General features: G+C 68.8%; 26 protein-coding genes. 15 read left to right on the top strand and 11 right to left on the bottom strand.

What is annotated here, in order from left to right; genetic code table 11:
• Positions 1-35: 35 nt before the first annotated feature.
• Complete coding sequence (locus AC4PMY_RS08100) at positions 36-320, bottom strand: MerR family transcriptional regulator (RefSeq protein ID WP_064295887.1); 285 nt, start codon at positions 318-320, stop codon at positions 36-38.
• A 147-nt stretch (positions 321-467) separates the two neighbouring features.
• On the opposite strand from AC4PMY_RS08100, the gene AC4PMY_RS08095 reads away from it, so the two are divergent.
• Positions 468-893 (top strand): Hsp20/alpha crystallin family protein, encoded by a 426-nt coding sequence (locus tag AC4PMY_RS08095; protein ID WP_071261327.1) that lies wholly within the window; start codon positions 468-470, stop codon positions 891-893.
• A 97-nt stretch (positions 894-990) separates the two neighbouring features.
• On the top strand, positions 991-1,317 hold the full coding sequence (locus tag AC4PMY_RS08090) for a hypothetical protein (RefSeq protein WP_064295889.1): 327 nt from the start codon (positions 991-993) through the stop codon (positions 1,315-1,317).
• Positions 1,318-1,329: 12 nt separating this feature from the next.
• On the opposite strand, the gene AC4PMY_RS08085 is transcribed toward AC4PMY_RS08090, so the two are convergent.
• Positions 1,330-2,205, bottom strand: a complete 876-nt coding sequence (locus AC4PMY_RS08085) for a hypothetical protein (protein WP_157583472.1) — start codon at positions 2,203-2,205, stop codon at positions 1,330-1,332.
• 107 nt (positions 2,206-2,312) lie between these two features.
• Entirely contained in the window at positions 2,313-3,068 is a 756-nt protein-coding gene (locus tag AC4PMY_RS08080) for an enhanced serine sensitivity protein SseB C-terminal domain-containing protein (protein ID WP_491622407.1), read from the bottom strand.
• Between the two features lie 241 nt (positions 3,069-3,309).
• On the opposite strand from AC4PMY_RS08080, the gene AC4PMY_RS08075 reads away from it, so the two are divergent.
• Positions 3,310-3,873, top strand: a complete 564-nt coding sequence (locus AC4PMY_RS08075; protein ID WP_071261320.1) for a manganese efflux pump MntP — start codon at positions 3,310-3,312, stop codon at positions 3,871-3,873.
• 7 nt (positions 3,874-3,880) lie between these two features.
• On the opposite strand, the gene AC4PMY_RS08070 is transcribed toward AC4PMY_RS08075, so the two are convergent.
• From AC4PMY_RS08070 to AC4PMY_RS08060, 3 genes are all read right to left on the bottom strand, one after another.
• Positions 3,881-5,323, bottom strand: coding sequence for a sugar porter family MFS transporter (locus AC4PMY_RS08070; RefSeq protein ID WP_071261318.1), 1,443 nt, complete (start codon positions 5,321-5,323; stop codon positions 3,881-3,883).
• 64 nt (positions 5,324-5,387) lie between these two features.
• Positions 5,388-6,065 (bottom strand): response regulator, encoded by a 678-nt coding sequence (locus tag AC4PMY_RS08065; RefSeq protein WP_071261317.1) that lies wholly within the window; start codon positions 6,063-6,065, stop codon positions 5,388-5,390.
• Positions 6,062-7,297: a sensor histidine kinase gene (locus AC4PMY_RS08060; protein ID WP_491622406.1), complete on the bottom strand. Its 1,236-nt coding sequence runs from the start codon at positions 7,295-7,297 to the stop codon at positions 6,062-6,064. Before AC4PMY_RS08060 ends, AC4PMY_RS08065 begins: the two co-directional genes overlap by 4 nt.
• Positions 7,298-7,463: 166 nt before the next feature.
• Between AC4PMY_RS08060 and AC4PMY_RS08055 the strand changes: the two genes are divergently transcribed.
• Both AC4PMY_RS08055 and AC4PMY_RS08050 read left to right on the top strand, forming a co-directional pair.
• Entirely contained in the window at positions 7,464-8,171 is a 708-nt protein-coding gene (locus AC4PMY_RS08055) for an ABC transporter ATP-binding protein (protein ID WP_285036200.1), read from the top strand.
• Positions 8,168-9,478 (top strand): ABC transporter permease, encoded by a 1,311-nt coding sequence (locus tag AC4PMY_RS08050; RefSeq protein WP_491622405.1) that lies wholly within the window; start codon positions 8,168-8,170, stop codon positions 9,476-9,478. The genes AC4PMY_RS08055 and AC4PMY_RS08050 overlap by 4 nt, the downstream gene beginning before the upstream one ends.
• A gap of 181 nt (positions 9,479-9,659) precedes the next feature.
• On the opposite strand, the gene AC4PMY_RS08045 is transcribed toward AC4PMY_RS08050, so the two are convergent.
• The gene (locus AC4PMY_RS08045; RefSeq protein WP_491622404.1) at positions 9,660-10,958 is read right to left on the bottom strand and encodes an FAD-dependent oxidoreductase; all 1,299 of its coding nucleotides are present in this window, start codon (positions 10,956-10,958) and stop codon (positions 9,660-9,662) included.
• A 58-nt stretch (positions 10,959-11,016) separates the two neighbouring features.
• Between AC4PMY_RS08045 and AC4PMY_RS08040 the strand changes: the two genes are divergently transcribed.
• The 3 genes from AC4PMY_RS08040 (at position 11,017) to AC4PMY_RS08030 (ending at position 13,608) form a co-directional block, all read left to right on the top strand.
• Positions 11,017-11,613, top strand: coding sequence for a hypothetical protein (locus tag AC4PMY_RS08040; protein ID WP_491622403.1), 597 nt, complete (start codon positions 11,017-11,019; stop codon positions 11,611-11,613).
• Positions 11,614-11,760: 147 nt separating this feature from the next.
• Positions 11,761-13,032 carry an HNH endonuclease signature motif containing protein gene (locus AC4PMY_RS08035; RefSeq protein WP_491622402.1) on the top strand — a complete coding sequence of 424 codons (1,272 nt, stop codon included), beginning with the start codon at positions 11,761-11,763 and terminating at the stop codon, positions 13,030-13,032.
• Positions 13,033-13,140: 108 nt separating this feature from the next.
• On the top strand, positions 13,141-13,608 hold the full coding sequence (locus tag AC4PMY_RS08030; protein ID WP_491622401.1) for a BLUF domain-containing protein: 468 nt from the start codon (positions 13,141-13,143) through the stop codon (positions 13,606-13,608).
• Between the two features lie 31 nt (positions 13,609-13,639).
• On the opposite strand, the gene AC4PMY_RS08025 is transcribed toward AC4PMY_RS08030, so the two are convergent.
• Positions 13,640-14,353: an HAD family hydrolase gene (locus tag AC4PMY_RS08025; RefSeq protein ID WP_491622400.1), complete on the bottom strand. Its 714-nt coding sequence runs from the start codon at positions 14,351-14,353 to the stop codon at positions 13,640-13,642.
• Positions 14,354-14,434: 81 nt separating this feature from the next.
• Complete coding sequence (locus AC4PMY_RS08020; RefSeq protein WP_491622399.1) at positions 14,435-14,980, bottom strand: hypothetical protein; 546 nt, start codon at positions 14,978-14,980, stop codon at positions 14,435-14,437.
• Positions 14,981-15,079: 99 nt separating this feature from the next.
• Between AC4PMY_RS08020 and AC4PMY_RS08015 the strand changes: the two genes are divergently transcribed.
• The 6 genes from AC4PMY_RS08015 to AC4PMY_RS07990 all read left to right on the top strand — a co-directional run bounded on the left by AC4PMY_RS08015 (position 15,080) and on the right by AC4PMY_RS07990 (position 21,348).
• Positions 15,080-15,829: an ABC transporter ATP-binding protein gene (locus tag AC4PMY_RS08015; RefSeq protein ID WP_491622398.1), complete on the top strand. Its 750-nt coding sequence runs from the start codon at positions 15,080-15,082 to the stop codon at positions 15,827-15,829.
• Positions 15,829-16,653, top strand: a complete 825-nt coding sequence (locus AC4PMY_RS08010) for a hypothetical protein (protein WP_491622397.1) — start codon at positions 15,829-15,831, stop codon at positions 16,651-16,653. The genes AC4PMY_RS08015 and AC4PMY_RS08010 overlap by 1 nt, the downstream gene beginning before the upstream one ends.
• A gap of 14 nt (positions 16,654-16,667) precedes the next feature.
• Entirely contained in the window at positions 16,668-17,900 is a 1,233-nt protein-coding gene (locus tag AC4PMY_RS08005; RefSeq protein WP_491622396.1) for a serine hydrolase domain-containing protein, read from the top strand.
• Positions 17,901-17,968: 68 nt separating this feature from the next.
• Positions 17,969-19,270, top strand: coding sequence for a sensor histidine kinase (locus AC4PMY_RS08000; RefSeq protein WP_491622395.1), 1,302 nt, complete (start codon positions 17,969-17,971; stop codon positions 19,268-19,270).
• Positions 19,267-19,929: a response regulator gene (locus tag AC4PMY_RS07995; protein WP_491622394.1), complete on the top strand. Its 663-nt coding sequence runs from the start codon at positions 19,267-19,269 to the stop codon at positions 19,927-19,929. Before AC4PMY_RS08000 ends, AC4PMY_RS07995 begins: the two co-directional genes overlap by 4 nt.
• 978 nt (positions 19,930-20,907) lie before the next feature.
• Positions 20,908-21,348, top strand: coding sequence for a hypothetical protein (locus AC4PMY_RS07990; protein WP_491622393.1), 441 nt, complete (start codon positions 20,908-20,910; stop codon positions 21,346-21,348).
• Between the two features lie 436 nt (positions 21,349-21,784).
• Here the strand turns inward: AC4PMY_RS07990 and AC4PMY_RS07985 are convergent, their stop codons facing one another.
• Positions 21,785-22,429: a potassium channel family protein gene (locus AC4PMY_RS07985; protein WP_491622392.1), complete on the bottom strand. Its 645-nt coding sequence runs from the start codon at positions 22,427-22,429 to the stop codon at positions 21,785-21,787.
• A gap of 220 nt (positions 22,430-22,649) precedes the next feature.
• Positions 22,650-23,252: a class I SAM-dependent methyltransferase gene (locus AC4PMY_RS07980; protein ID WP_491622391.1), complete on the bottom strand. Its 603-nt coding sequence runs from the start codon at positions 23,250-23,252 to the stop codon at positions 22,650-22,652.
• A 1,333-nt stretch (positions 23,253-24,585) separates the two neighbouring features.
• Between AC4PMY_RS07980 and AC4PMY_RS07975 the strand changes: the two genes are divergently transcribed.
• Positions 24,586-25,629: an ABC transporter substrate-binding protein gene (locus tag AC4PMY_RS07975; protein ID WP_491622390.1), complete on the top strand. Its 1,044-nt coding sequence runs from the start codon at positions 24,586-24,588 to the stop codon at positions 25,627-25,629.
• Positions 25,630-25,632: the final 3 nt, after the last annotated feature.

Below are 25,632 nucleotides of genomic sequence, written 5' to 3'. Positions count from 1 at the left end.
GCTGCCATCTGCCGGCGGCGGGATCGACCCGACGCTCAGTCCTGGTCGGCGTCGAGCTGGTCGCGGAGGCCCTGGTTGATGTCCTCGAGGTCGAGCACGCGAGCGATGCCGGCGAGGTTGACGCCGTCGTCACGGAGATCCGTGACGCGCTTGAGTCGCTCGATGTCGTCCTCGCTGTAGCGCCGGGTGCCGCCCTCGGTCCGGGACGGGGTGAGGAGGCCTTTGCTCTCGAAGAGCCGCAGCGACGCCTCCGGGACACCGGCGAGCTGGGCCGCGACGGCGATGCCGTACACGGGTGTCGTGCCGTCACGATCGGCCATGCTTGAGGTTTCCTTTGAACGGGTTGCAACGGATCGGGTCTCGGATGTATAAAAAATCTACACCAAGAAGTGCAGATCCGAACCCCCGGATCTGAGACTTCCGGGCACTGACAATCGAAGAGCCCGCGACAGGGAAGGAGAACACCCATGGCAATGACCCTCGATCCCATCAGCCAGCTCGACCGCTTCGCGGCCTCCGTCCTGGACTCCGTGCGCGCACCCCGGCCCATGCCGGTGGACCTCTTCCGCGACGGCGACCGGTACATGATGGTCGCCGACCTCCCAGGCATCGACCCCGGATCCATCGACGTCGACGTCGACGGTGGTCAGCTCACCATCCGTGCGCAGCGCACGGCCGACAGCCGCGAGGGTGTCCGCTGGCTCGCACGCGAGCGCGGTGGCGGCCACTTCCTGCGGCAGTTCACCCTCGGCGAGGGCGTCGACCTCGACGGCATCACCGCGTCCTACGACAGCGGTGTGCTCTCCGTGATCATCCCGGTGAGCGAGCGCGCGAAGCCGCGGAAGATCACCGTCGACTCCACGACCGACCACCCGCAGTCGATCAACGCCTGACCGGAGCTCGAGGCCTGACCGGAGCACGAACGCCCCGCCCACGATCCGTGGGCGGGGCGTTCGCCCGTGTGCGACCGGCGGTCGGCATACTGAGGGCATGTCCCGCGTCCAACGCATCCTCGGAGCGTCAGCCCTGCTCGTGATCGCCGCGCTCAGCCTGGTGGTCGTCGCGACGCAGACCACGATGACCTGGTACCAGGCGCCGGGCGCCGACGGTCTGGCGACGAAGCAGATCGCCGTGTTCGAACCGGCGTTGGTCGGCACCGTCATCGCCGCCCTGGCGGTGCTGGCGTTGCTGGTCCATCTGGTCCTCGTGATCCGCCGTGCCGTGCCTCGTGTGCAGTGGGTCGTCGCCATCGCGCTCACCGTCGTCGCGGTGATCGCCGCGGTCCTCGTGTCCATCGCGGACCGGCCGGTGTTCTAGCGCACGTCGACCTCAGCTGAGCAGTTCGGCCAGGAGGGCCCGCGTGGTCTCTTCGCTCGCCCCGGGGGACTGCAGCCGCACCCAGTCGTCGCCATGTCGAGCCTGCGTCGAGTGCTCGTTCCCAGCCGAGTCCACGGCGCTGACCGGACTGTCCTCGCGGAGCACCCAGGCGCCTCCGGGGAGCACCGTGAACCGGACCAGCTCGTGGGAGTCCGCGGACAGCAGTCGGCAGTCGAGTCCGCCGACCCGCTGGAGCGAGTCCTGCACGAGGTGGTAGCTCGGTGTCGCGGTGCTCACGTAGCTCGCGCCGGTGGCGGCTGCGCCGAGGTGTGCCGCCGCGGTGTCCACCGGCAGCGCCGTGGCGCAGGAGCGCGAGGTGGGTGCCGACGACGACGGGGACTCGGCGGGAGCCGGGACCGGGGCTGCCGCGAGCACCGCCCGGGCGAGCTCCTCCGTGCGGGTTCCGGCCGGGTCGTCGAGCCCTGCCGAATCGACCTCGATGAACCGCTCTCCGTCGAGCGCGTGGACGGAGCAGGCGCCGTCCGAGCACATCGTCCCGTTGATCTCGCCGACGCTGTCGCTCCAGTCGGTGTGCTCGTACCAGTGGTTGAAGGTGGCCCAGTGGTCGACGCCGTCTCCGACGATTCGGACGGTCAGTGAGGTGCCGGCCGCTTCGTCGACCCAGGCGCAAATGCTGCCGCCCTCCTGCAAGACCGGGGCGTCGTCGATGGCGAGCGGTCGCGGCGCGGCTGCGGCGCCCAGGAAGGATGCGACCTCCGCGTCGGGGACCAGCGCGTCGCAGGCGAGCCCCGGGAAGGCGGACGTCGGCGGGGGTGGGAGCGCGGCCGACGACGTCGGGGTGGATCCGGACGGGGTCTCGGTGGGCACCCCCGACCGTGGCGCGCTACACGCTGTGAGGACGCCCAGTAGCGCGGCGATCGTGAGGACGCGTGCGCCACGCGCGATCGCGGGCACCGTTCGACTCAGCCCACTGCTCATCGTCGCCGGAACAGCCCTCGCTTGCGGCGGTGGAACGGCGGGACACCACTCAGGAGATGCTTCGCACCCGGCGCCACGTACATGACGTCGATCGGCACGCTGGCCGAGTACGTCGCGAGGGCCCGTGCGAGGGGACCGCTGATCGTCTCACGGGCGGTCGGGGCGCCGACGATGACGAGGAGGTAGCACTCGTCGAACGTCCCGCCCTCCTGCGGGGTGACCTTCCAGCCCAGCACAGCTTCGTCGACCTCGCTGTGCTCGGCGAGGACCGCGGTCAGCGTCTCGGTCATCCCCGGTGGGATGCGAGCCGGCTGTCCCACCATGACCTCGGTCTCGCGCTCGACGACGCGCGGTGTGAGCACCGCCTCGCCGTCGAGCAGCTGGGCGATCTCGCCGGGGAGGAACTCCTTGCCGTGCGTGGAATGCGGGTTCAGGACCAGCCTCGCGCCTCGGGTCATCTGCCACAGGACGCGGCAGGGGAGGGCGAGGAGGTGCTGTTCGAACGACGGGACGACCTGGAGTGTCTCCTGGAAGCGCGCCTTCGAGGTGTAGAACGGCTGCACCGAGCTGCCGTCCGAGTCGAGGAGGTCCGCCAGGGTCGCCATGCCGTCGTCGGTCACGGTCCCCGCCACGATCACGGTGCTCTCGAGGAGCGCCGTCAGGAACGCAGGGGCGTTCGAGCGGTCGTTCGCGGCTGCGGCGAGGAGGGCTTCGATCTCGATAGCGTCTGATGCGTCGTCGGCGGCAGGCATGCCAGCAGCGTATCCCGGCCGCGTGGGAGGGTGCGTCTCCGCGCAGCTGCCTCCACAGTTCGCCGGGCCGATCCTCGAGCGGAGGCGACCCGAACGATCCGGTTAGGCGAGGCGAAACGCTGGCAATCGGGCGTCTCGGCTTGCCGCCGCCACGCCGCGCTGGCAACGTTGACGGGTCCTCGCGGCACGGCGCCCGAACGCGTCTCCGCGTCCAGGACGCATCACAGGAAGACCCCGCGACATGACGTTCTGGCCGCTGCTCCTCATCGCGCTCGGCGTCTCCGCCGACGCCTTCGCCGTCGCCCTCACCAAGGGCCTGCACATGCGGCGGTTCAACGTGCGTCACGCCCTCGTGATCGCCGGCACCTTCGGGCTGTTCCAAGCGGTCATGCCGCTCATCGGCTGGGTCCTCGGCACGCAGTTCGCGCGGTACATCACCGAGGTCGACCACTGGGTCGCCTTCGGCCTGCTCGCCCTCGTCGGCGGCAAGATGCTCTGGGAGGCGTTCTCGAGCCACGAGGACACCGAGGTCGACTCCGACCGCATCGACGTCCGCCGGCTCCTCGTCCTCGCGCTCGCCACGAGTATCGACGCGCTCGCCATCGGCATCACGCTCGCGTTCCTGCCCGGGTCGATCCTCGAAGCCGTCGTCCTCATCGGACTGACGACGTTCGTGCTCGCCTTCCTGGGCGTCTTCATCGGCCGTCGCGTCGGTCAGCGCTTCGGCAAGCCGGCGGAGATCGCCGGTGGCGTCATCCTGATCCTCATCGGCACCAAGATCCTCATCGACCACCTCACCGCGTAGTCGGAGGTCACCGCTTCCGGGTGAAGATCGCGCCGGTCGACACGTCCTCACCGAGCGCCTCGAGGCTCCGCCCACGCGTCTCGGGCACCTGGGTGGCGACGAACAGGAGCGCGAGCGCGCCGACACCCGCAAAGAGGAAGAAGGTCCCGGTGATGCCGAGGCCGTCGACGAGCGACGGGAAGTACAGCGCCAGGAACCCGTTGGCGACCCAGAGCATGAAGATCGAGACGCCCATGCCGAGGCCGCGCATCCGGAGCGGGAAGACCTCGGCGAGGTAGACCCAGACCGCCACGTTGAGGAACGTCTGCATGGAGCCGACGAACACGACCACGAGGAACAGGATGACCCATGGACGCATCGGGTCGCCCGGCTCGAGCACCATCGACGAGAAGCCGATGAGCAGATGGCACGCGGTCGTGAGTGAGAAGCCGATGACGAACGTCTTCCGTCGATCGAGACGGTCCATGTAGGTGAGGGCGATGAAGCCGCCGACGACGGCGATGATGCCGGGCGCGATGTTGGCGATGAGCGCGGCGCTCTCGTCGAAACCCGACTCCACGAGCACGGTCTGCCCGTAGTACATGATCGAGTTGATCCCGGTGAGCTGCTGGGCGATCCCGACGCCGACACCGACGAGCAGGATGCGCACGAGCCACGGGTTGCGGAGGACGGCCCCGAGCCCGATCCGGTGTTCGTCGCGCTGCGCGGTGATGGACGCCTCCACCTCCGCGAGTTCGGCGACGGCGCGGTCGTCGGATCGGACGGTCCGCAGGACGTCCAGCGCGTCCTCGCGGCGACCGTGGTCGACGAGCCAGCGCGGCGACTCGGGCATCCGCAGCATGCCGACGAACAGGGCGACCGCGGGCAGGGCGCAGACGGCGAACATGATGCGCCACACGCTCGGGTGCTCGCTGAACACGGTGCCGATGACGGCGTTGATCACGAACGCCGACAACTGTCCGAGGACGATCGCGACCTCGTTCCGGCCGGTGATCGACCCTCGGATCTCGTACGGAGCGAGCTCCGCCAGGTAGACCGGGACGACGGCGGAGGCACCGCCGACGGCCAGTCCGAGGAGCACGCGACCGGCGACGAGCAACTCGACGTTCGGCGAGCAGACGACCACGAGCGTTCCGACGAAGAAGAGCACCGCCAGCACGATGATGCTCCGCCGCCGACCCCACGCGTCCGACACCCGGCCGCCGAGCAGCGCTCCGACGGCGGCCGCGAAGACGAGCGAGCTCGTGACGACGCCCTCCGTGAACGGGGTGAGCCCGAGCTCGGCGGTCATCGGACGCAGCGCCCCGTTGATCACGCCGGTGTCGTAGCCGAAGAGCAACCCGCCGAAACAGGCGACGATCGAGATCAGGCCGAGGTGGCGGCGGTGCGGCCCGGGCGTGAGGGCAGGCAGCGCGCTGGCCGTCTGTCGGGCTGTGGGGGATCCGGCCATCGCACTTCCTCGTCTGCTGGGCCCGCGAGCCGGACGGCGTCGTGGACAGGACGACAGTACCGGTTCAGTCGTCGGCACCCGGCCGCAGCAGGCCGCTCTCGTACGCGAGGATGACGAGCTGGGCGCGGTCATGAGCGGCGACCTTGGTCATGATGCGGTTCACGTGGGTCTTCGAGGTGTGCGGTGAGATGACGAGGTCGTCGGCGATCTGCTGGTTCGACCGTCCGCGGGCCACGAGGAGCAGCACCTCGAGTTCCCGCTCGGTGAGCAGCGCCAGCTCGGTGGGGACCGCGCGTGGGCTCGTCGGTTCCCCCGCAGCGACGACGTACTTCGTGATGAGACTCCGGGTCGCCGCGGGGGACAGGAGTGCTTCGCCGGCGTGCACCGCGCGCACGGCGCGGACGATCTCCTCGGGCTCCGAGCCCTTACCGATGAAGCCGCTCGCGCCTGCTCGCAGGGTGGCGACGAGGTTCTCGTCCTCCTCGAACGTGGTGAGGATGAGGACTCGGGTGTCCACGAGGTCGGGGTCGGCGCAGATCGCCGAGGTCGCACCGATGCCGTCCAGCACGGGCATGCGGATGTCCATGAGCACGACGTCCGGTCGCAACCGGCGGGCGAGCGACACCGCCTGCGCGCCGTCGACGGCTTCGCCCACGACCTCGAGGTCGGCCTCGGACGAGAGGATGTCGGCGACGGCCTGGCGGATGAGCGACTGGTCGTCGACGACGAGCACGGTGGTCATGTGGGGGACTCCTCGGGGTGCGTCGGGTGTGCGTGAGTCGGCTCGCCGGTCGGGAGGCTCGCGGACAGCCGCCAGCCGCCCGGAGTCGCGCCGACGTCGACGGACCCGCGGACGGCGGCGACGCGCTCACGGATGCCGAGGAGTCCGTGTCCGGTGGTCGGCGCTGCGTCGGCCTGCTCACGCGTGGTGCCGGGGGCTGTCGGGTTGCTCACACTGACGACGATCCTCCCGTTCTCGCTCTCCACGAGCACGTGCGCACGACGCTCAGGACCGTGCTTCAGTGCGTTCGTCAGCCCCTCCTGGACGACGCGGTACGCGACCATGTCGGTGGCGGTCGACAGCTTCGGTGCGTCGGGGTCGATCCGTGTCGTGATGTGGAGGCCTGCGGCGGCAAACTCGGCGATCAATGCGTCGAGTCGGTCGAGTCCCGGCTGCGGCAGCGTTCCCCGGGAGCCCACGACGGCCTCGTCGCTGTCGCTGCGCAGCACCTCGAGCAGATCACCGATCTCGCCGAGCACCGTCCGCGACGCCCGGCGGATCGAGACGAGCGCCTCCTTCGCCTTCTCCGGCCGCGACTCCAGGGAGCTCGACGCCACCCCGGCGTTCAGGCTGATCACCGAGATCTGATGGGCGACGGTGTCGTGGAGGTCCCGCGCGATCCGGAGCCGCTCCTCGGTCACCCGACGCCTCGCCTCGGCCTCGCGGGTCTGTTCGGCCCGCTCCGCGCGTTCGGTGATCGCGAGGATGTACGCGCGGCGGGACCGCGTCCCGTCTCCGGCCGCGGCGGCGAACGCGATCAGCACCGCGAACTGCACCGTCCGCGGATCGAAGCTCCCGATCGATGCGAGCAGGCTGAGGAGGGCGACGGCGACCATCGTCGCGACGGCCGTGATGAGGGTCGTCCGACGCGCAGAGCGAACGGCCACCCCGAACATCGCGATGGCGGCCGCGATCACGACACCGGGAGCGAGGGTCCCCGTGATCGCCGCTGCCCCGTAACAGGCGACGACGGCCGCGAGCACCGGGATGGGCCAGTGTCGACGGAGCGGGAGCAGGAGCGCGGGCGCGACGACGAGCGCGACGACGAGTGGGCTACCGGGCCGGAACTCCGCGTTGGGGAAGGGTATGAACGCCGAGGCGATGATGAGGACCGCGGCCACCACATCGCCCACCCACGCCGGGGGTCTCGGATGCGGATCGCGCACCCGGTGATCCTGCGTCACGGAGGTCATGGGCCCAGTCTGCCGGGAACCGGCGCCCGGCGACTCCTCCGCACGTGGCATTCCGCGGTACCACGGACGCGGTACACGGGTGTCCGCCGGAGGGGGACGCGTCGGACGGGCGTCGCCGCGAGTCTGGAGTGGTGCCGGAGCACCCGGCCCCAGACGAGGAGACACCATGCAGAACACCACAGCGCCGCCGATCATCTCGGTCCGGGACGTCCGGCGTTCCTACGGTCGCGGTCAGAACCGGTTCGACGCGCTGAAGGGGGTGAGCTTCGACATCCACGCCGGCGAGAGCGTCGCGATCGTCGGGAAGAGCGGCTCCGGCAAGTCCACGCTCATGCACGTGCTCGCGCTCCTCGACGCACCGAGTTCCGGCACCGTCGAGCTCGAAGGGGTCGACACGAGCACCCTCCGCGGTCGCCGCCTCAACACGACCAGGAACAAGACCTTCGGGTTCGTGTTCCAGCAGTTCTTCCTCACCGCCAATGCGACGGTGCTCGAGAACGTCCTGCTCCCCATGAAGATCGCCGGCGTCCGCCGCGGTGACCGACGTCGCCGGGCGCTCGCCGCACTCGCGCAGCTCCAGCTCGAGGACAAGGCGCGCAACCGCGCGGTGAACCTCTCCGGCGGGCAGAAGCAGCGGACGGTGATCGCCCGCGCGCTCGTCAACAACCCGCGGATCATCTTCGCCGACGAGCCGACCGGCAACCTGGACACGGCGACCGGCGCCGTCGTGGAGGACATCCTGTTCTCCCTCAACCGGGAGAACGGCATCACCCTCATCGTCGTCACGCACGACGAGGAGCTGGCGGCACGCTGTGATCGGCGGATCCTCATCCGAGACGGACTGCTCGTCGAGGACGAGGCGGTGGCCGCATGAGAACCGTCGACCTCATCGGGACCGCCGTCGCGAACACGTTCCGGTCCAAGACCCGGACCATCCTGACCATCCTGGCGATCTTCGTCGGAGCGTTCACCCTCACCCTCACGAACGGGCTCGGCACCGGCATCAACGCCTACATCGACGACACGGTGTCGAGCGTCGGCGCGTCCGACACGATGACCGTCACCAAGACGGCCGACACCGGCGGAGGGCTGGGTGGGGCCACGAGCGGGCCGAAGGAGTACGACCCGGACGCGGTCGCCTCCACCGGTGCCGGTGCGCCGGGATCGACCGTCGTCGCCCTCACGCCGACCGATCTCGACGAGCTCGGCGGGATCGACGGCGTCCTCGACGTGCAGGCCGTGAAGTCGATCTCGACCGACTACATCGAGTCGGGCGGCGGCACGAAGTACGTCGTCGGTGTCGGCGGCCTCATCTCCGGGCAGAGCGTCACACTGCTGGACGGTGCACAGCCCGACGACGACACCGACACGCTCCAGCTCGTGCTCCCCACGTCCTATGTGGAACCGCTCGGCTTCGGAAGCGACGCCGACGCGGTCGGGCAGACGGTCACGGTCGCCATCACGGATGCGCAGCGCACGCAGCACACCGTGGACGCGACGGTCGTCGGAGTCGCCGAGGAGAGTCTCGCCTCGCCCACTGGCGCCTCGATCGTGCCGAATGCCGCGCTCACCGACCTCCTCTACGAGACGCAGAACATCGGCGTCCCGTCCGACCAGGTCGAGCGGTACGCGCAGGCGTCCATCCGGTTCAGCGCGGACGCCACCGACGAGCAGATCACGGCGTTGAAGGACCGACTCGCCGACGCAGGCTACACCGGCACGACCGTCGCGGACCAGCTCGGCACCATCAAGACGGTGATCGACGGGATCGTCCTCGTCCTCAACGCCTTCGCGATCATCGCCCTCCTCGCGGCCAGTTTCGGGATCGTGAACACCCTGCTCATGTCCGTGCAGGAGCGCACCCGCGAGATCGGGCTGATGAAGGCCATGGGGATGGGTAGCGGGAAGGTCTTCGGGTTGTTCAGCCTCGAGGCCGCGTTCATCGGTTTCCTCGGCAGTGCGATCGGCGTCGGTATCGCGGTGGCGGCCGGCACCGGCATCAGTGCCGCGCTGTCCGGATCGCTCCTCGCCGACCTGCCGGGCCTCGACCTCATCGCGTTCGACCCGGTGTCGCTCGGGATCATCGTCCTGGTCGTCATGGTGATCGCGTTCCTCGCCGGGACCCTGCCCGCCGCCCGTGCCGCCAAGGCCGATCCGGTGGAGTCGCTCCGTTACGAGTGAGATGCGGCGTTCGGGAATGCCGGGTGGCGGCTGTGGGGCGTGGCGGAAGCGGCGCCCCACAGCCGCGCCGGCGCCAGGTTGAGGAGCAGCGCCGGCGCAGACGCTCAGGTCGCGTCTGCGGCGTCCACGTTACGACGAGCGGAGGCTCACCACCCGACCTTGAGGACCCGCGCCCGCTGCCCTATCCTCTCCGTTCCGGCGTGGTGACGTGCTCTGCTCGGAGCCCGATGCCGATGAACCTCGCCGCAAGCGGTCGGACGACGGGGCTGGCGAGCCGCATCAGCCGGATCACCCACCGCGGTGCGATGCGGTCGCCCGTGGTCGTGCGGGAGATCACCCGGTGCCCTGCCCGCTGGATGCGCTGCATGATCCTGACCGGCTGCTCGCGTCGACGTTGGACGGCAGCGAGGACCTCGGACGGTGCGTCCCCAGCGGCGAGGTGGCCGGCGATCGCATTGGACAGGGCGACCGCATCCTGGATCGCGTAGTTGACTCCGACACCGAACATCGGTGACATCGCGTGCGCTGCGTCGCCGATGGCGATGAAGCCCGGGCGGTACCAGCGGTCGAGGCGGTTGAGCTGGACCGAGAGGAGCTTGACCTGGTCCCAGTCGGTCAAGGTGTCGACCACCGAGCGCAGGACCGGCGCGGCATCGACGATCCGACGGTGGAGCGCCGACAGGCCCTCGGCTCGGAACAGCTCCGCGCCGCCCTTCCGGATGACCATGCCGGACTGGTACCGGTCGCCCCGGTCGATCGTGAGGACCATGCCGCGCGGCGAGAGGTAGGCGAGGGTCGGCGGCGGCGGGTCGGCGGGCTTCGGCAGGCTGAACCACAGGACGTCGATCGGGACGCCGCTCTCGTCGGGGATGAGTCCGGCCGCGTCGCGGAGTGCAGAGGTGCGTCCGTCCGCCGCGACCGTGAGGGTGGCTCGGATCTCGACGTCGGTGGAGGTGCCGGCCGCCGGGTCGGTGTCGGTCGCCGGGTCGTCGGCGGTCCTCGTGGTCGCGTGCAGGCCGCGGACCCGGCCCTGCTCCACGATGAGGCCGGTCGCCTCGGTGCGGAGACGGAGTTCGAAGTTGGGCAGTGCGGCGGCCTCCTCGGCGAGGAAGTTCAGGAAGTCCCATTGCGGCGCGAGGACGAGGAAGCGGTCGGGCGCCGGCAGGGTGCGGAAGTCGACCATCGTCATCCGCAGGCCGTCGATCACGGCGTCCATCGTCTGCAACCGGTTGAGGGGTAGCCGCAGGAACCGCTCGCGCAAGCCGAGCTCGCCGAGCAGCGTGACGGTCGACGGATGGATCGTGTCGCCGCGGAAGTCTCGGAAGAAGTCGGCGTGTTTCTCGAGCACGGTCACGCGGAGGCCGGCCCGGGCGAGGAGGTAGCCGAGCACCATGCCGGCCGGGCCGCCACCCGCGATGACGCAGTCGCGGTCGGGGGTGTGGTCGCCGTGATCGCTGTCGGTGCGGGTCGTCGGTTTCATCGCGCTGCTCCCGTCGGTCTCTTCCGGACACTACTCCGGAACCCATATCGTCGACATCATGCGTCTGTTGCAGCGGGTGGGAGTGCCGCTTCTCGTGTCCGGAACGATCGTGCTCGCGCTGTCGGCGTGCTCTGGTGGGAGCGGGCCCGGTGGTGACTCCGCCGGCAGTGCATCGCCCGCTGCGACGGTGCCGGCGGAGCCGTCGAACGGGGGCTCGGGAGACGGATCGCCCTTGCAGGTCGACTGCGCGGCGGTGGAGGCGGCCGTCGCGCCGTACATCGAGGGACTCGTGGCGCGGGAGGACAACGGGGCGGACGAGTACGGGACCCTCTGCGGCTGGGAGGCGCCGGAGGGGACGATCGACGCGGCGGACATCCGATCGGTGGAGGTCGTCGTCTCGCCCGAGCCGAGCGAGGCGCTGTCGGCCGATGAGCTCGCCGCCGCCGGGCTCACGCCGATCCCGGATGCGACCATCGAGGCTGCCGGCGGAATCGCGTACAGCGCGACGGTCGAGACCGGAGTCGCCGCGGTGATCGTCACCACGGTGGTGCTGCCGGACACCGAGGTGTCCGTCACCGGCGGGCAGTGGGCGGGTCATCCATCGCTCGACGGGACGGCCGCGGTCGCGGTCGTGAAGGCGCTCATGGCCCGGTGAGCGGCGCCCGGGCGCCACGGAGCCCCCGCGGTGTCCCAGAGCAACCCTTCCCCGGTCCCTGAGCCTGTCGAAGGGCACTCGAGGAGACTTTCACAACCGGTTCGACTCAGCATCTGGAATGTCAGTGGTCCATGGTGGACTTGTCCCATGACCGAGACCACCCTCACCGCGATCCGCGCGAGCGACGAGCACGCCGCACGCCTCGCGGAGTTCTCGGACCACTACGCGGACATCCAGCGCCGGCGTGCTGCTCTGGACGCCGAGGAGGCCCGGCTCCTCGCCCGCTCTGCCGCCTACGCGGACGCCTTCGCCGACGCCACGGTTCCGGCGATCTTCCCGCCGGCGGAACGGCAGGCGCTCTCCCGCCGGTCGACCTGTGCGGCGCTCGCGATGGCGACCCGCACGCCGGAGCAGACCGTGCAGCGGGCGACCAATGACGCCGAGCGCCTGGTGAACGAAGCACCCGCCGTGCTCGCCTCCCTTGAAGCGGGTCGCATCTCGGCGCGGCATGCGCAGACGATCATCGACCAACTCAATGACGTCCCGACCGCGGGGCGAGCTGTGTTCCTCGCGGAGGTCCTGCCGGTCGCGGAGGAGTCCACCAACGCGTACCTCCGCAGGCGCGCCCGCGTGCTGCGCGAGCGCCTCCACCCCGAGTCCATCACCGCCCGAGCGGTCCGCTCCGAGGCAGACCGCCGGGTTGAGTTCGAGCCCGCAGCCGACGGCATGGCGTGGGTGCACTTGTTCACCACGGCGCCGATCGCGCAGGGCATCATCGAGCGAGTCGAGGCGGCTGCCGCCGAATCGCGCAATGTCGGCGACACCCGCACGTGCGCCCAGCTGCAGGCGGACGCCTTGGCGGCGCTCGCGCTCACCGGCGTGACCCCGGAAGACGTTATGACGAGCCCGGCGCTCCCGCACCCCATCGAGGTGCAGGAGCACATCAAGCCGACCGTGCAGATCACGGTCCCGGCACTGAGCATGGCCGGTGTCTCAGACGCCCCGGCCACCCTCGACGGCTACGGGCCCATCGACCCCGCAACCGCCGCACGTATCGCGGTGAACGCACCGAGCTTCACCCGGATCCTCGTCCAACCGGAAACCGGCGCGGTCCTCTCCGTCGGCCGGAACCAGTACCGGGTTCCCGCCGACCTCCAACGCGCTGTACGCCTGCGGGACGGCACCTGTCGGGCACCAGGCTGCGGAAGACGGGCCCGGGCTTGCGACCTCGATCATTCTGTCGCGTGGGAGGACGGCGGGACGACGGATGTCGGCAATCTCGCGTGCCTGTGTCGACATCACCATCGGATGAAGCACCTGCCGGGGTGGAACCTCGACCACAGACCCGGCGGGGTCCTTGAATGGACGACACCCGACGGGAAGCATCACCGGACCGAACCGGACCCCGCACCGTTCTGACCCCCGTCGGTCCCTGAGCCTGTCGAAGGGCAGTCGGGTCGCGCCGGCTCCGTGGACGGGGAGCTGCTTCCGGGACCACCTCCGCACCCCGCCGGGTAGGCTCCAAAGGTGGGCACCGACGAAGACCAGATGCTGTCACTCGTATACGCGAGCACGGCGACACAGCCGTTCAGCGACGACGACCTCACCGCCCTGCTCGCCACCTGCCGCGAGAACAACGCCCGCGCACAGCTCACCGGCATGCTCGTCCACCGCGACGGCAGGTTCCTGCAGGTCCTCGAAGGACCGGAGCCCGCCGTCCGCGGGCTCATGGACACCCTCGCCGCCGATCCCCGCCACACCGGCATCCGCGTGATGTTCGAGGAGCCCATCCGCGAACGTCAGTTCGCCGCCTGGACGATGGGCTTCGAACGCGCCGACACCGCCACCGACACCGCCACCGGCACCGATTCGGAGGCCGAGCTCGACGGCTACCGGGACACCTTCGACGACCTCGACCGCGACGACCCGACCGCCACCATGCGCGCGCTGCAGGAACTCGCCCGCTGGTTCCGCAGCCGCGCCACGCGGAGCTGAGCCGCGCTCAAGCCCGCGCTCGCACCCGCAGTCAGCCTGCGAGCTTGCCGATCGGGCTGTCGTCGAGGTTCGCGAGCAGCTCCGCGACGTCGCCGTAGACCGCGACCGCGCCTGCGTCACGGAGCTCCTGCTCACCGAAGCCACCGCTGCGCACCCCGATGCACTCCACGCCGGCCCGCGCAGCCGCCTCGATGTCCCAGACGGCATCGCCGACCATGACCGCCCGCGACGCCGGCACGCCCGCACGATCGAGCGCGACTTCGACGATGTCGGGCTCCGGCTTGGCGGTCTCCACGTCACCGGACGAGGTCGCGGCGAAGATCGTATCGTCGACGTCGAGCAGCTCCCGCAGGATCTCGAGCTCGTTCTCCGGTGCCGAGGTCGCCAGCACGACAGCGATCCCGCGTCCCGCCAACTCACCGAGCAGCTCGCGCGCGCCGCCGATCACCCGCAACCGTGAGGTGTTCTGAAGGTAGTACTCGCTGTGCAGCTCCTTCGCCCGCTCGCCGTACTGCTCGACCTCGTCGGAGCCGTCCAGCAGCGATTCGAGCAGCTCGCCACCGTCCTTGCCGATCGAGCGGTGGATGCGCCACGCGTCGACCGGTCTGCCGGCATCGGCGAACGCACGATCCCAGGCGTCGACGTGCAGGTAGTTCGAGTCGACGAGCGTCCCGTCGATGTCGAAGAGCACCGCGATGCGTTCGTCGGAGTTCTCGGGGACGGTGGTGTCAGCTGGTTCGGACATGCGTCCAGTCAATCCCGCGAGCCCGCGATTGTGAAGCGGTGGTGATTCGCCGCAGAACGTGCGAGCCCGCCGTGCCGCCCGCTACTGGAACCGACTCGTGAGGACCACCGAGCTGGTCGCGTCGTCGAGGAACACCTGCGTCACTCGGCCGTCCTGCGAGAAGGCGTCGTCGAGCGCAGACGAACGCACGAACGGTCCCGGCGGCAGTGCGTCGTCGAGTCCGGGGTCGAGGTCCGGAAGCTCCGCGCCCACGTCCGAGCCCCCCTCATCGGGTGCGAGCGCCCGCAGTTCCGCGTATCCGGCCTCGTCCAGGACGACGACCGCATCGATCCAGTACGTGCTCGGGCCCGGAACCCGCTCGTCGCCCATGGTCCCCGACATCCACGTCGCCGAGAGCGCGCTGGCGAGTTGTGGGAAGCGCTCGGTGAGGGGGCCGAGCTCGTGCCGGATCTCCCCGGTGCCCGAGCGGGTCGCGGCGTCCGATGCGGATGCCGCCGTCGTCCGGTCCGGCGAGGGCGACGACGCGCAGCCTGCGAGCAGACCGGCGACGACGACCGCCGTGGCCACGAGGGTCGCGCGCGGCGCGAGACGGCGACGTCGATCGTGCAGCCGAGCAGTCGTGTCCATGCCTGCAGCCTAGAGGTCTCCGACGACTGTCCGTTCGGCCAGTCGGGGACTGTGCGGCGGGCTGGGGCGCCCCGGGCCGGCCGCTACGAGGCTGAACACATGAACGTACCAACCTCTCATCCCATCGAGGCCCGCGGGCTCCGGAAGACCTTCCACGGTCGCCCGCGCGTCGACGACGTGTCCTTCACCGTCGACCCCGGCCGGGTCGTCGGACTCCTCGGTCCCAACGGTGCCGGGAAGACCACCACCATCCGTCTGCTCCTCGGTCTGGTCCGTCCTGACGCGGGCGACGGTCTCATCCTCGGCCGCCCGTACCGCCAGCTCGAGCACCCCGCCCGTTCCATCGGCGCCGTCCTCGACGCCGGCGGACTCCACCCGGCCCGCACCGGGCGGCAGCACCTCCGCATCGCCGCCGCACGGATCGGGGTCGACACGGCCCGGATCGACGCGGTCCTTACCGAGGTGGGGATGACTCGCGACGCCGACCGTCCTGCGGCCGGGTATTCGCTCGGCATGCGTCAGCGGATCGCGATCGCCGCAGCCCTCCTCGGCGAGCCTGCCGTGCTCATCCTCGACGAACCGTCGAACGGTCTGGACCCGGCCGGCATGCAGTGGCTGCGACGCCGGCTGCGCGCGTTCGCCGACGCGGGTGGGACGGTGCTGCTCTCGTCCCACCTTCTGTCCGATGTCCAGGACATCGCGGACGACGTGGTCGTCATCACCGACGGACGCGTGCTGGCCCAGTCGTCGATGGCCGACATCCTCGCCGCATCGGGCGGTGGCCTCGAGGCGTACTACCTCCAGGTCACCGGAACCGCCCAGCTCACCGAGAACAGGGAGGTGCGCTGATGTTCCGCGCTGAACTCATCGGGCTCGCCACCACGACCGCGACGAAGGTCACCGCGGCGGTCGCCGTCGTGGGACTCATCGTCACGCAACTCGCCTTCGTCACCCTCATGCCCGCCCTCGCCGACGGCGACATCGGTCCGGGCCTCGACGCCCTCGGGAGCGACTTCCCCGTTCTGGACCTCGCCTCCCGCGCCGTCCAACTCGACGCGCTCAACCCACTCGGAGCGTCGATGGGCAGCGGCTCCATCGGCGTCGCACTCCTGGCGATCACGTTGCTCGGCGTGCTCGCCGGCACGAGTGACGACCGCTACGGCGGCATCGTCGGTGCTGCCCTCGCCTCGCCGAAGCGGTTCCGCATCGTCGCAGCCAAGGCGGGCGCGGTCGTGCTCGCCGGCGTCGCCCTCGGTGTCGTACTCGCCCTCGTCAGTCTGATCACGCTCGTGATCACCCTGGCGGCGACTGGAACGCCCTTCGTCCTCGGTCTCCCGGACCTCGCAGCACGGTTCGGGCTCGGTGTCCTCGCCGTCACCGCGCTGTCGGTCATCGGCCTCGCGGTCGGGCTCATCGTCCGCACCCAGCTCGCCGGCGTGCTGACGATGATCGCGATCCTCATCCTCGAACCCGTCGTCGTCTCGTCGATCCAGTTGGTCGGCGGCGGTACTCCGCCGGTCTGGACCCAGTTCCTGCCTGTCGCCCTCGCACAGGGCGTCATCCACGGCGGAACGGACGGGCTCGGGCCGTTCGTCGTCATCCTCGCCCTCGTGGCCCTCACCGCCGCCCTCACTGTGGCCGCATCTGCTGCGCTCTCGCGCCGCGACATCTGAAAGGAATCACCCACATGAACGACCAGACCCAGACGCACACCAAGACCCAGACCAAGACGCAGCACCAGACCCGTCACCGCACGCTCATCGCCGTCTCGGCCGCCGCCGCGCTGCTCGCCGGAACCGTCTCCCTCAGCGCCTGCTCCAGCGCCACGGAGCAGACCGCCGGCACCGGCTCCGAATCGGGCCCATTGCAGGACCGGATGCAGTCGCTCGTCGACGCCGGCTACCCCGCGGCGCTCGCCTCGGTGATCGGACCGGACGGTGAGGCGATCGACGTCGCGGCCGGTATCGGCGACCTCGCGACCGACGAGTCGGCCCCGATCGACGGCGAGGTGCGGATCGCGAGCAACACGAAGATGTTCGTCTCGACCGTCGTCCTGCAGCTCGTCCAGGAGGGGAAGGTCGCGCTCGACGCCCCGATCGACACCTACCTCCCCGGACTCATCACCGGCGACGGCATCGACGGCACCCGCATCTCGGTCCGTCAGCTGCTGCAGCACACGGCGGGGCTCCCCGAGTACGCCGACCAGATCGCCGCCGACGCGTTCGCGGCACAGGAGCGCTACACCTCGCCCCGCGACATGCTCGACATCGCCCTCGCCAAGCCGGCCGTGTTCGCGCCGGGGGAGCGCTGGGAGTACAGCAACACGAACTACCTCGTGCTGGGACTGCTCGTCGAGGCCGTCACCGATCGTGCACTGCCCCAGCAGATCGACGAGCGCATCGTCAAAACGCTCGACCTCGAGCACACCTACTTCCCGGCGCCGGGCGAACGCGAGCTGCGCGGCGAGCACCCGCACGGGTACCACGCGAAGACCGTCGGCGACCTCCTCGACATCACGGCCCTCGACTCCTCCTTCGCCTGGTCCGCCGGGGCCATGGTGTCCACACCGCACGAGCTCAACGTCTTCATGCAGGCCCTGCTCGACGGTGAACTCCTGAACGAGGAGGCCCTCGCCGAGATGCAGACCACCGTTCCTGCGGGTGACGAGCTCTGGCCGGAGGCGACGTACGGGCTCGGCCTGCAGAGCTACCCGTTGAGCTGCGGTGGTGTGGCCTGGGGCCATGGCGGCGACATCCCCGGAACCCAGACGCGCAACGCGGTCGGTCCTGACGGCACGGCCGTCACCATCGCCGTCACCTCGCTGCCGTGGGCGGTCGTCTCGCCCGACGACAACGAGCGGTTGATGGAGCAGTACCGGATCGTCGTCGACGCCCTCGACGCCACCCTCTGCGAGCGATGACCGCTGCTCACCGGACGCCGAGCGCCGGCCCCCACCGGGGTCGGCGCTCGGCGTGGTTGACTCGACCCATGACCTCTCCCGCACGGCCCGCCCCGCTCGCGGCCCGTCTGCGCTCGGCGCTCCCGCCGGTCCTGGTCCTCGCCGGTGCGGTCGGGTACCTCGGGGTCGTCCCGTGGGTCGACGAGCTGCACGCCGTGCCGGGTCGGATCCCGCCGTGGGTGCATGTGGCCCTGGTCGTGCTCCAAGCCGTCGCGCTGCTGCTGCGGAGCCGGTACCCGGTCGTCGTGTTCGGGGTCGTGGTCGCGCTCGACCTCGTGATCCTCGGCAGCACCGGCGGTGAGCTCGGTCTCGGCTCGTTCGGGGTGATCCTCGCCACCTACGCGCTCGCTCGTCGCGAGGACCGTCGAACGGTGGTGGCCGCACTGGTGACGGGCGCGGCGGCCACGACGGTCGTCGGCGGCATCGCGATGGCCTTCGGGTCGTCCGAGGAGCCGCTCATCCTCGTGTTCGCGGCCGTCGCGCGCATCGTGCTGCAGTACGTGCTCCCGGCCGGTGTCGCCGAGTACGCACGGGGGCGCGAGCGCCTGCTGTCGGCGATCGAGGACCAGGCGCGCATGGCTGAGAACGAGCGACGGATCAGTGTGCAGAACGGCCTCCGCGCCGAGCGCACCGCCCTCGCGCGGGAGCTGCATGACATCGCCGGACACCACCTGTCGGGGATCATCGTCAGCGCGCAGGCGGCCAGCGCGCTGGTAGAGCGCGACCCGGAACGCGCTCGGGAGATGCTCCAGACGGTGCAGTCGGACGCACGGACGACGCTCGTGGATCTGCGGCGGACGGTCGGCCTGCTGCGCAGCGATGATGCGGACGTCCAGTGCGGCGGAGACGGATCGACGCTCGGTCCGGCGACAACCCCGACCATTTCGGCGATCTCGGAACTCGTCGAGGCGGCGCGGTCGCGTGGGCAGCACGTCGCGTACACCGTGACCGGTGAGCCTCGTGTGCTGGGTCCGCTCGCGGAGACGGCCGCGTACCGGACCGTCCAGGAGTCGCTGGCGAACGCCGCTCGCCATGCGCCCGGAGCCGTCTGCCGCGTCGCGGTGCGGTTCGAGGTGGACGCGATCGAGCTCACCGTGACGAACGCCGCGTCGTCGCAGCGGCCTGCTTCACCGTCGCGAGACGGCTATGGCCTCTGGGGCATGCGCGAGCGCGCAGAGCTCATCGGCGCGCGATTGACCTCGGCACCGACGGACGAGGGCGGGTGGCGCAACCGCCTGACCATCCCTGACGAGCACCGTCCCGACCAGCACCGTCCTGACGAGCACCGCCCCGACGAGCACCGTCCCGACCAGCATCGGAGTGATTCATGATCCGCCTCCTCATCGCCGACGACCAGGCGGTCGTCCGCGCCGGCCTCTCGGTGATCCTCGGCGCCGAACCCGACATCGAGGTCGTCGGTGAGGCGATCGACGGTGCCGACGCGGTGCGCTTGGCGAAGGAGCTGCGGCCCGACCTGATCTGCATGGACATCCGGATGCCGGGCACGGACGGGATCGCGGCGACCCGCACGATCACGGCGGACCCTGAGCTCGACGCCGACGTCCTCGTCCTCACGACCTTCGACGTCGACGCGGATGTGTTCGCCGCCCTCGAGGCCGGCGCAGCAGGTTTCCTGTTGAAGGGCGCAGACGAGGCGACGCTGCTCGCCGCGATCCGATCCGTCGCGGCAGGGGAGGGGACGCTCGACCAACGCCTCACCCGTCGCATCCTGCGCGAGTTCTCGGACCGCCGACGGGAGACGCCCGCGGCCGCGATGGCACCGGCGGAGTCGCCGCTCACCGACCGCGAGTTCGAGGTCCTCGACCTCCTCGCGCAGGGACTCTCCAACGCGGAGATAGCCGACCGCCTCTTCGTCGAACCCACCACGGTGAAGTACCACCTCGCCGGTCTTTTGCAGAAGACGGGAGCGCGCGACCGCCTGCAGGCCGTGCTCTGGGGCATCCGCGCGGGACTCGTCGACCCGCGCTAATCCGAGTGCAAACGAAATGATATATATTATTGGCTCTTCTTCTACGTGTGTTTTTGAGCCCTACACGGCATGCGATGTTGGACGCGAAGGGACCGGATGGCTGTCGCTACCCAGCGGACGTGTCGTTACACGTGTTCCTTGCTGGAGCTCGTGGTGCGAAGAGCGGACGTGGGTGGGCCGACCTGGGCAGACTGCGCTGCCTGCGGGCTCGAAGCGCCGGAAGCCCTGGGGGCCATCGGGCACGCGGGGGACTGTCTCGTCGTGCTGATGCCCGGCTGATCTCGTCGCAAGGGTGGTCGTCGGGACGTGCTCGGGCGCCGCGCTCTATCGGTGGCGACACCGATCGTCTTGCTCCACAAGGTGCGTTGGCCGCACACGGACACCGGTCGACACATCGTGACGCGGCACGCGTCGACGTCGCCGATAGAGTGCGGTGACGGGTCGCGGACCGGTCTGAGCCTAGGGAGCGCCGATGTTGGTTCGTGTTGAGTGCTCTCCAACGACTGGCCAGGCTCCATGGCTGACCACTTGCTGTCCTGTGGAACGAGCAGGACATCACTGCAGGTTCATCCAAAAGCATAATATTGCCTTTATTGGCAAACTCTCAGGATATTGCTATCTTCCGCGCCAGGTCGCCGATCTTTGGGGCCGGTGTTGAATGATCGAGGAGGTTGAGCGGTTGCGAGAATGCGACTTGGGGACTAAGCGTAAAGTGTCCCCGCAGATGAATTTTGTAGTAATGACGAAAATCGGGATGGACTGATATGGGTTGGCAGAAGAAGCAAATTTTGCGAGACATCTTGATTGTTTCGGCTTCTGTGATTGTCTGCGTGGGGATATCGTTCCTTCTCGTCTCTAGCTGGCTTCCGGGGCTTCCGATAGGGGTGCTGCTGGGATTGGTGCTACAGCTGATCTTTAGGTACCGGTCGACGAAAAAGTCCCAGCGGTCAGAATAGTTCACACTCAAAGGAGAATGTTGTGTTCACAACTCTGAAAGGCGAGCTCGCGGGATTCGCGCTCGTTGCCGCTCTTGGCGTAGCTGCACCCGTCGCCGTGGCTTCATCTGCCTCGGCAGAAGACTGTGATCCTGGCGCCCGACACGACATCTGGGCGACTCCTGATGCCGCGTACGATGCTGTCACGCTCAACGCATGCTCGGCTCGAATCCTCTCCGATGAGTACGGGGCGAGCAGCGGCTACACGGGAGTCGTGGGGCTCATCACTTCATGGATTCCGGGGATCCCTGCGAAGACGGCCTCCGGACTCTTCGGCGTCAAGTCTGTCTCTGATTTCTTCGTCGGGAACGGGCTCGCTTCCTGCTCGAACAATTTCACGACGACTGTCAAGGTGACATTCGCAAATGGCTCGTTTGCCGGCTGTGAAGCTGGTTCTCTGGGCAATGGTGGCGGGATGCGGTAGATATCACCGGACTGGAAATGTTGTCTCTGCCGTAACTGAGCTTCTCAGAGGGGCGTCGTGGAATCTCCGCGGCGTCCCTCCAGCTTTGTTCAGGTCGCCCAGCGAGCGAGGCGTTGCGTTGCTCGAGGTAGCGGTCGATCGAGTTTCGACTGAACGAGCCGATGGGGGCTCGGTCGTTGAGTTCGGGCCGAGCGTTCGGGTTCGTAGCAGCGATCTCGTGGAGACCTTTACGTACGGACAACTCGTCGAGCACCCGACGCAACCATGAAGTCATCGTCCGCGGCGAGCATGGCGAAGATCTCTTCTGGGGGGCTCGCGAGATGTCAGGTTCCAGTGGACGCTGGGGTCTGGGTCGCGCGCTTGGCGGCGCCACTCTTCAAGTTGCTCTGGGTTAGTCATACTTCGCGCTCTCAGAAGGAACGTACTGGGTCTGCAATTACTTCGATGATGCGCCGTCCGGAAATGTCTCGCCCACTTTCCCTTCCATGAGCTGCCGAAGCGACGCGATCTCGGTCGTGAGTGCTTCGATGTGCGCAGTGGTGATCGCTTCGGATACGGCCTCCCTTTGCTCGACGCGTTCGACGATCCATGAGGCAAGGGTGGCAGTGACGACACCGATAAGGGCGATCCCGCCGATCATGACTCCGACGGCAACGAGCTGTCCGGTGTACGTCACGGGGAAGTAGTCGCCGTAGCCGACGGTGGTGATGGTGACGAATGCCCACCAGAGGGCTTGGCCAAGTGTCTGGATCGAGCCGTCGCCGCCGCGTTCAGCATCAAGGACCGCAAGACCTGCGACGTACACCAGGAGCGTGGATGCGCCGGCGGCATAGATGATGACCCGTCCTCGGAAGGCGGCGCCGGCGGTCCGGTTCAGGATCGCCAGGAGCGTGACGAGCCGGAGCAGGCGCAACGGCCGGAGCATCGGGAGGACGACGATCGCGAGGTCGAGAAGGTGGGTGTAGAACCATCGCCATCGCGGCCTCGCGAGCACGAGGTTGACGACGTAGTCGGCCACGAAGACAACCCACGTCGCCGCGATGACGACCTCGGCGACGCTTCCGCCGGGTTCGGCGATCACCTCGTACGAGTACGCCGCGAGGAAGACGACTGCAGCGATCGCGAGGGGCCATTCAGTGAGCTTCTGCCAACGTGCCTGGGTCATGCGGCGAGCGTATCTGGAGGAGCCGTCCGCGTTGATGCGTTCGGCGGACTGTACTGGCGCCGAGCCTTCTTGATAGCGCGCCCGCTGAAGGCTCTCTCACCGGGACCGACGAAGAATGAGCGGTAGCCGGTTATCGCTAACGGGTCGGCTTCGTCCACACGAGCGCATACCTCCACAGGGGCAACCGTCGCCAGTTCGCTCGCGGCAGCACTCGGGCGGCGCTCCTTCGCACGTCGGCGTACGTGTGCAGCGGTGGCGCCGTCGGCGCGGAGTGTTCCCAGACGCCGAACCGTCGAGCGAGACGTCGATGCTGAATGAGTCCCGCAATGTCGTAAGCATGGTCGAGCAGTTGGGATGATCGGGCCAGACCGATGACAGCGACGGTGCCACCCGGGGCGGTGAGTTCGGCGAGCCGAGTCAGTGTTCTATCGAGGTCGGGCAGGTGGTGGATCGTCGCGACGGAAGCCACCACGTCGAACGAAGCGGGCGTGAGCGGATAGGTCATGACATCACCCTCGACCCAGGTGACGTCCGACTGCTGGCGACGAGCTGATTCGAGTACCTGAGCGTCAGGATCGATCCCGGTCACCTGAGGCACGAGCTCACGCAGCTCCATCGCCAGGAGTCCGTCTCCGGTACCGACGTCGAGCGCGATGCGTGCTCCGTCCGGCACGACGTCGAGGATGTGCCGGTGGTAGTGGATGTTGTGGTTCCAGCGGACCGCCGGCTCATCTTCCATCGGTCAAGACTGCCCGGTCTCCAGCGACGGCTGCAATCGGTCGTTTACCGTGGAAGCCATGTGGTGGTCGGATGGCGAATGGGATGCGCTGACGGCGGCCGAGCGATGCGGCATGTGTGCGGACGCACACTTGCCGACGAACGAGCACAGTGCCCTCATCGCGACAACCGGCACGAGTCACGTACGGCTCGCTCGAAATCAACATCACGCCGGATACAGCCTCGTGATCCTTCGAGAACATGTCGTCGACATGTCGGAACTCCCTCCAGACCAACTCGCGAGGTTTTGGGCAGATGTGCGACGTGCGGCACGAGTCATCGATGAGGTCTCCTGACCGAAGAAGATCGACTATCTCGTCATGGGCCACCGGATGCCCCACCTGCACTGTCACCTGCTCCCTCAGCACGCGCACGACGATCCCCTCAGGAATGTGAACATCGCAGACGGCCCGATGTACCTTTCACCGGAGGCGTTCGATGCCACGATCGCCGCGCTCCAGCGAGCGTGGGAGTCGTCGGAACCTCCACTCGGTAGATAGCCCTCGACTGCCGCATAACATCGTGGAGTGATCGTTGCGGTTGAGGGTCCGAGTGCTGCCGGCAAGACGACCTGGTGTCGAGCGGCAGCGACGGAGTTCGTCGCTGAGTACGTGCCTACGGGCAACGAACCTGATGGACGCGACCCGGGGGCCCAAGCGAGGTACTGGACCGGAGTGAACGGGGATCGCTGGTCGCAAGCGATCGCTCTCGAGCGCCGAGCCGGAGTGGCTCTGTGTGACAGCGATCCCCTCAAGCTGCACTACTCATGGTGCCTGGCTCGCATCGGCGAAGCTTCCGCTACGCGCTTCCTCGCTGAATTGGGTGCTGTCCGTGAAGCGATGCGGCGGCGGCAGATCGGATTCGCTGACGCCGTCTTCCTGACCCTTCCTGAGGAAGGAGTCCTGCGGCGCCAGAAGAACAGCGACGCGACACGGCCCCGGCGCACCTTCGAGCTGCATGTCCGGCTACGCGGGCCCCTCGAGGAGTGGTATCGCACGTTGGATCACCTCCGTCCCGGGAGCGTGGTCTGGGGGCTACCGCCTACGGGGGTGGCGGATCTCGTGCCAGCGCTGCAGCCCGACGGCCGCTACGACGTCGACCTGCTCGATGCACTCGCATGCCGACTGCCGCAGACCGGCTGACAGCAGACCCTGGTTTCCGGTTGTCGATCGTCGCTCGGTGAGCGCGGCCGTCCGATGAGTCGACCGGCGGTGACCGGTCGACGATTCGCGCAGCCCAGTCAGGTAAGGCTATCCTTCCTAGGTCCCACCACCCCCTCGAATGAAGGAGACGACGTGCACCAGCGCGCCGCCATCAGCCTCGTCCTCGCCGCGGCACTCGCCGTCGGACTGTCCGCCTGCGGCGCGTCCGAAGCGGTCGAGCCCGCATCGATCGCCGCCGCCGGGCAGGGCGTGACGGACTACCCATTCACGCTGGACAACTGCGGCACCGAGGTCACGATCGACGCCGCACCACAGCGGGTCGTCTCCCTCGACCAGAACTCGACCGAGATCCTGCTGTCCCTCGGGCTCGAGGACCGCATCGTCGGCACCGCCTCCTGGACGGACCCCGTCCTCGACTCACTCGCGGATGCCAACGCCGACGTCCCGCGCCTGGCCGACAACGCGCCCACCTACGAGGTCGTCCTCGGAGCCGACCCGGACTTCGTCACCGCCTCGTTCGGCCGTCACTACAACGAGGGCGGCGTCGCACCACGCGAGCGGTTCGCCGAGACCGGTGTCGCCAGCTACCTCTCGCCCACCGACTGCGACAACGGGACGAGCATCAACGGCGGCGGGACGCGTACGACGCCGCTCACCATCGACGCGCTCTACCAGGAGATCACCGAGATGGGAGAGGTCTTCGACGTCTCCGACCGTGCTGCCGCGCTCGTCGCCGACCTGCAGACCCGTGCCGCGAAGGCGACCGAGGGTGTCGACTTCGACGGCAGGACGGTCGCATTCTGGTTCGCGGACACGAAGACCCCGTACGTCGGTGGTGGGCTCGGATCCGCCGCGCTGCTCGCCTCGACCACCGGGCTCGACAACGTCTTCGGGGAGCTCGAGGACGACTGGCCGGCCACCACCTGGGAAGACCTCGTCGACCGCGACCCGCAGGTCCTCGTCCTCGGCGACCTGCAGCGCGACCGGTTCCCCGGCGACCGCCTCGACGACAAGGTCGCGTTCCTGGAGTCCGACCCACTGACGAAGACCATGGACGCGGTCCGCAACCAGCGGTACATCGCTCTCCACGGCGCCGAACTGAACCCGTCCATCCGCTTCGTCGACGGCCTCGAGAAGATCAAGGCGTGGTGGGTCGAGCACGAGGACGAGCTCTGAACC

This window comes from Plantibacter sp. MDV22-iso1 (assembly GCF_058408345.1).
This window is presented reverse-complemented; position numbering and strand designations above follow the sequence as displayed.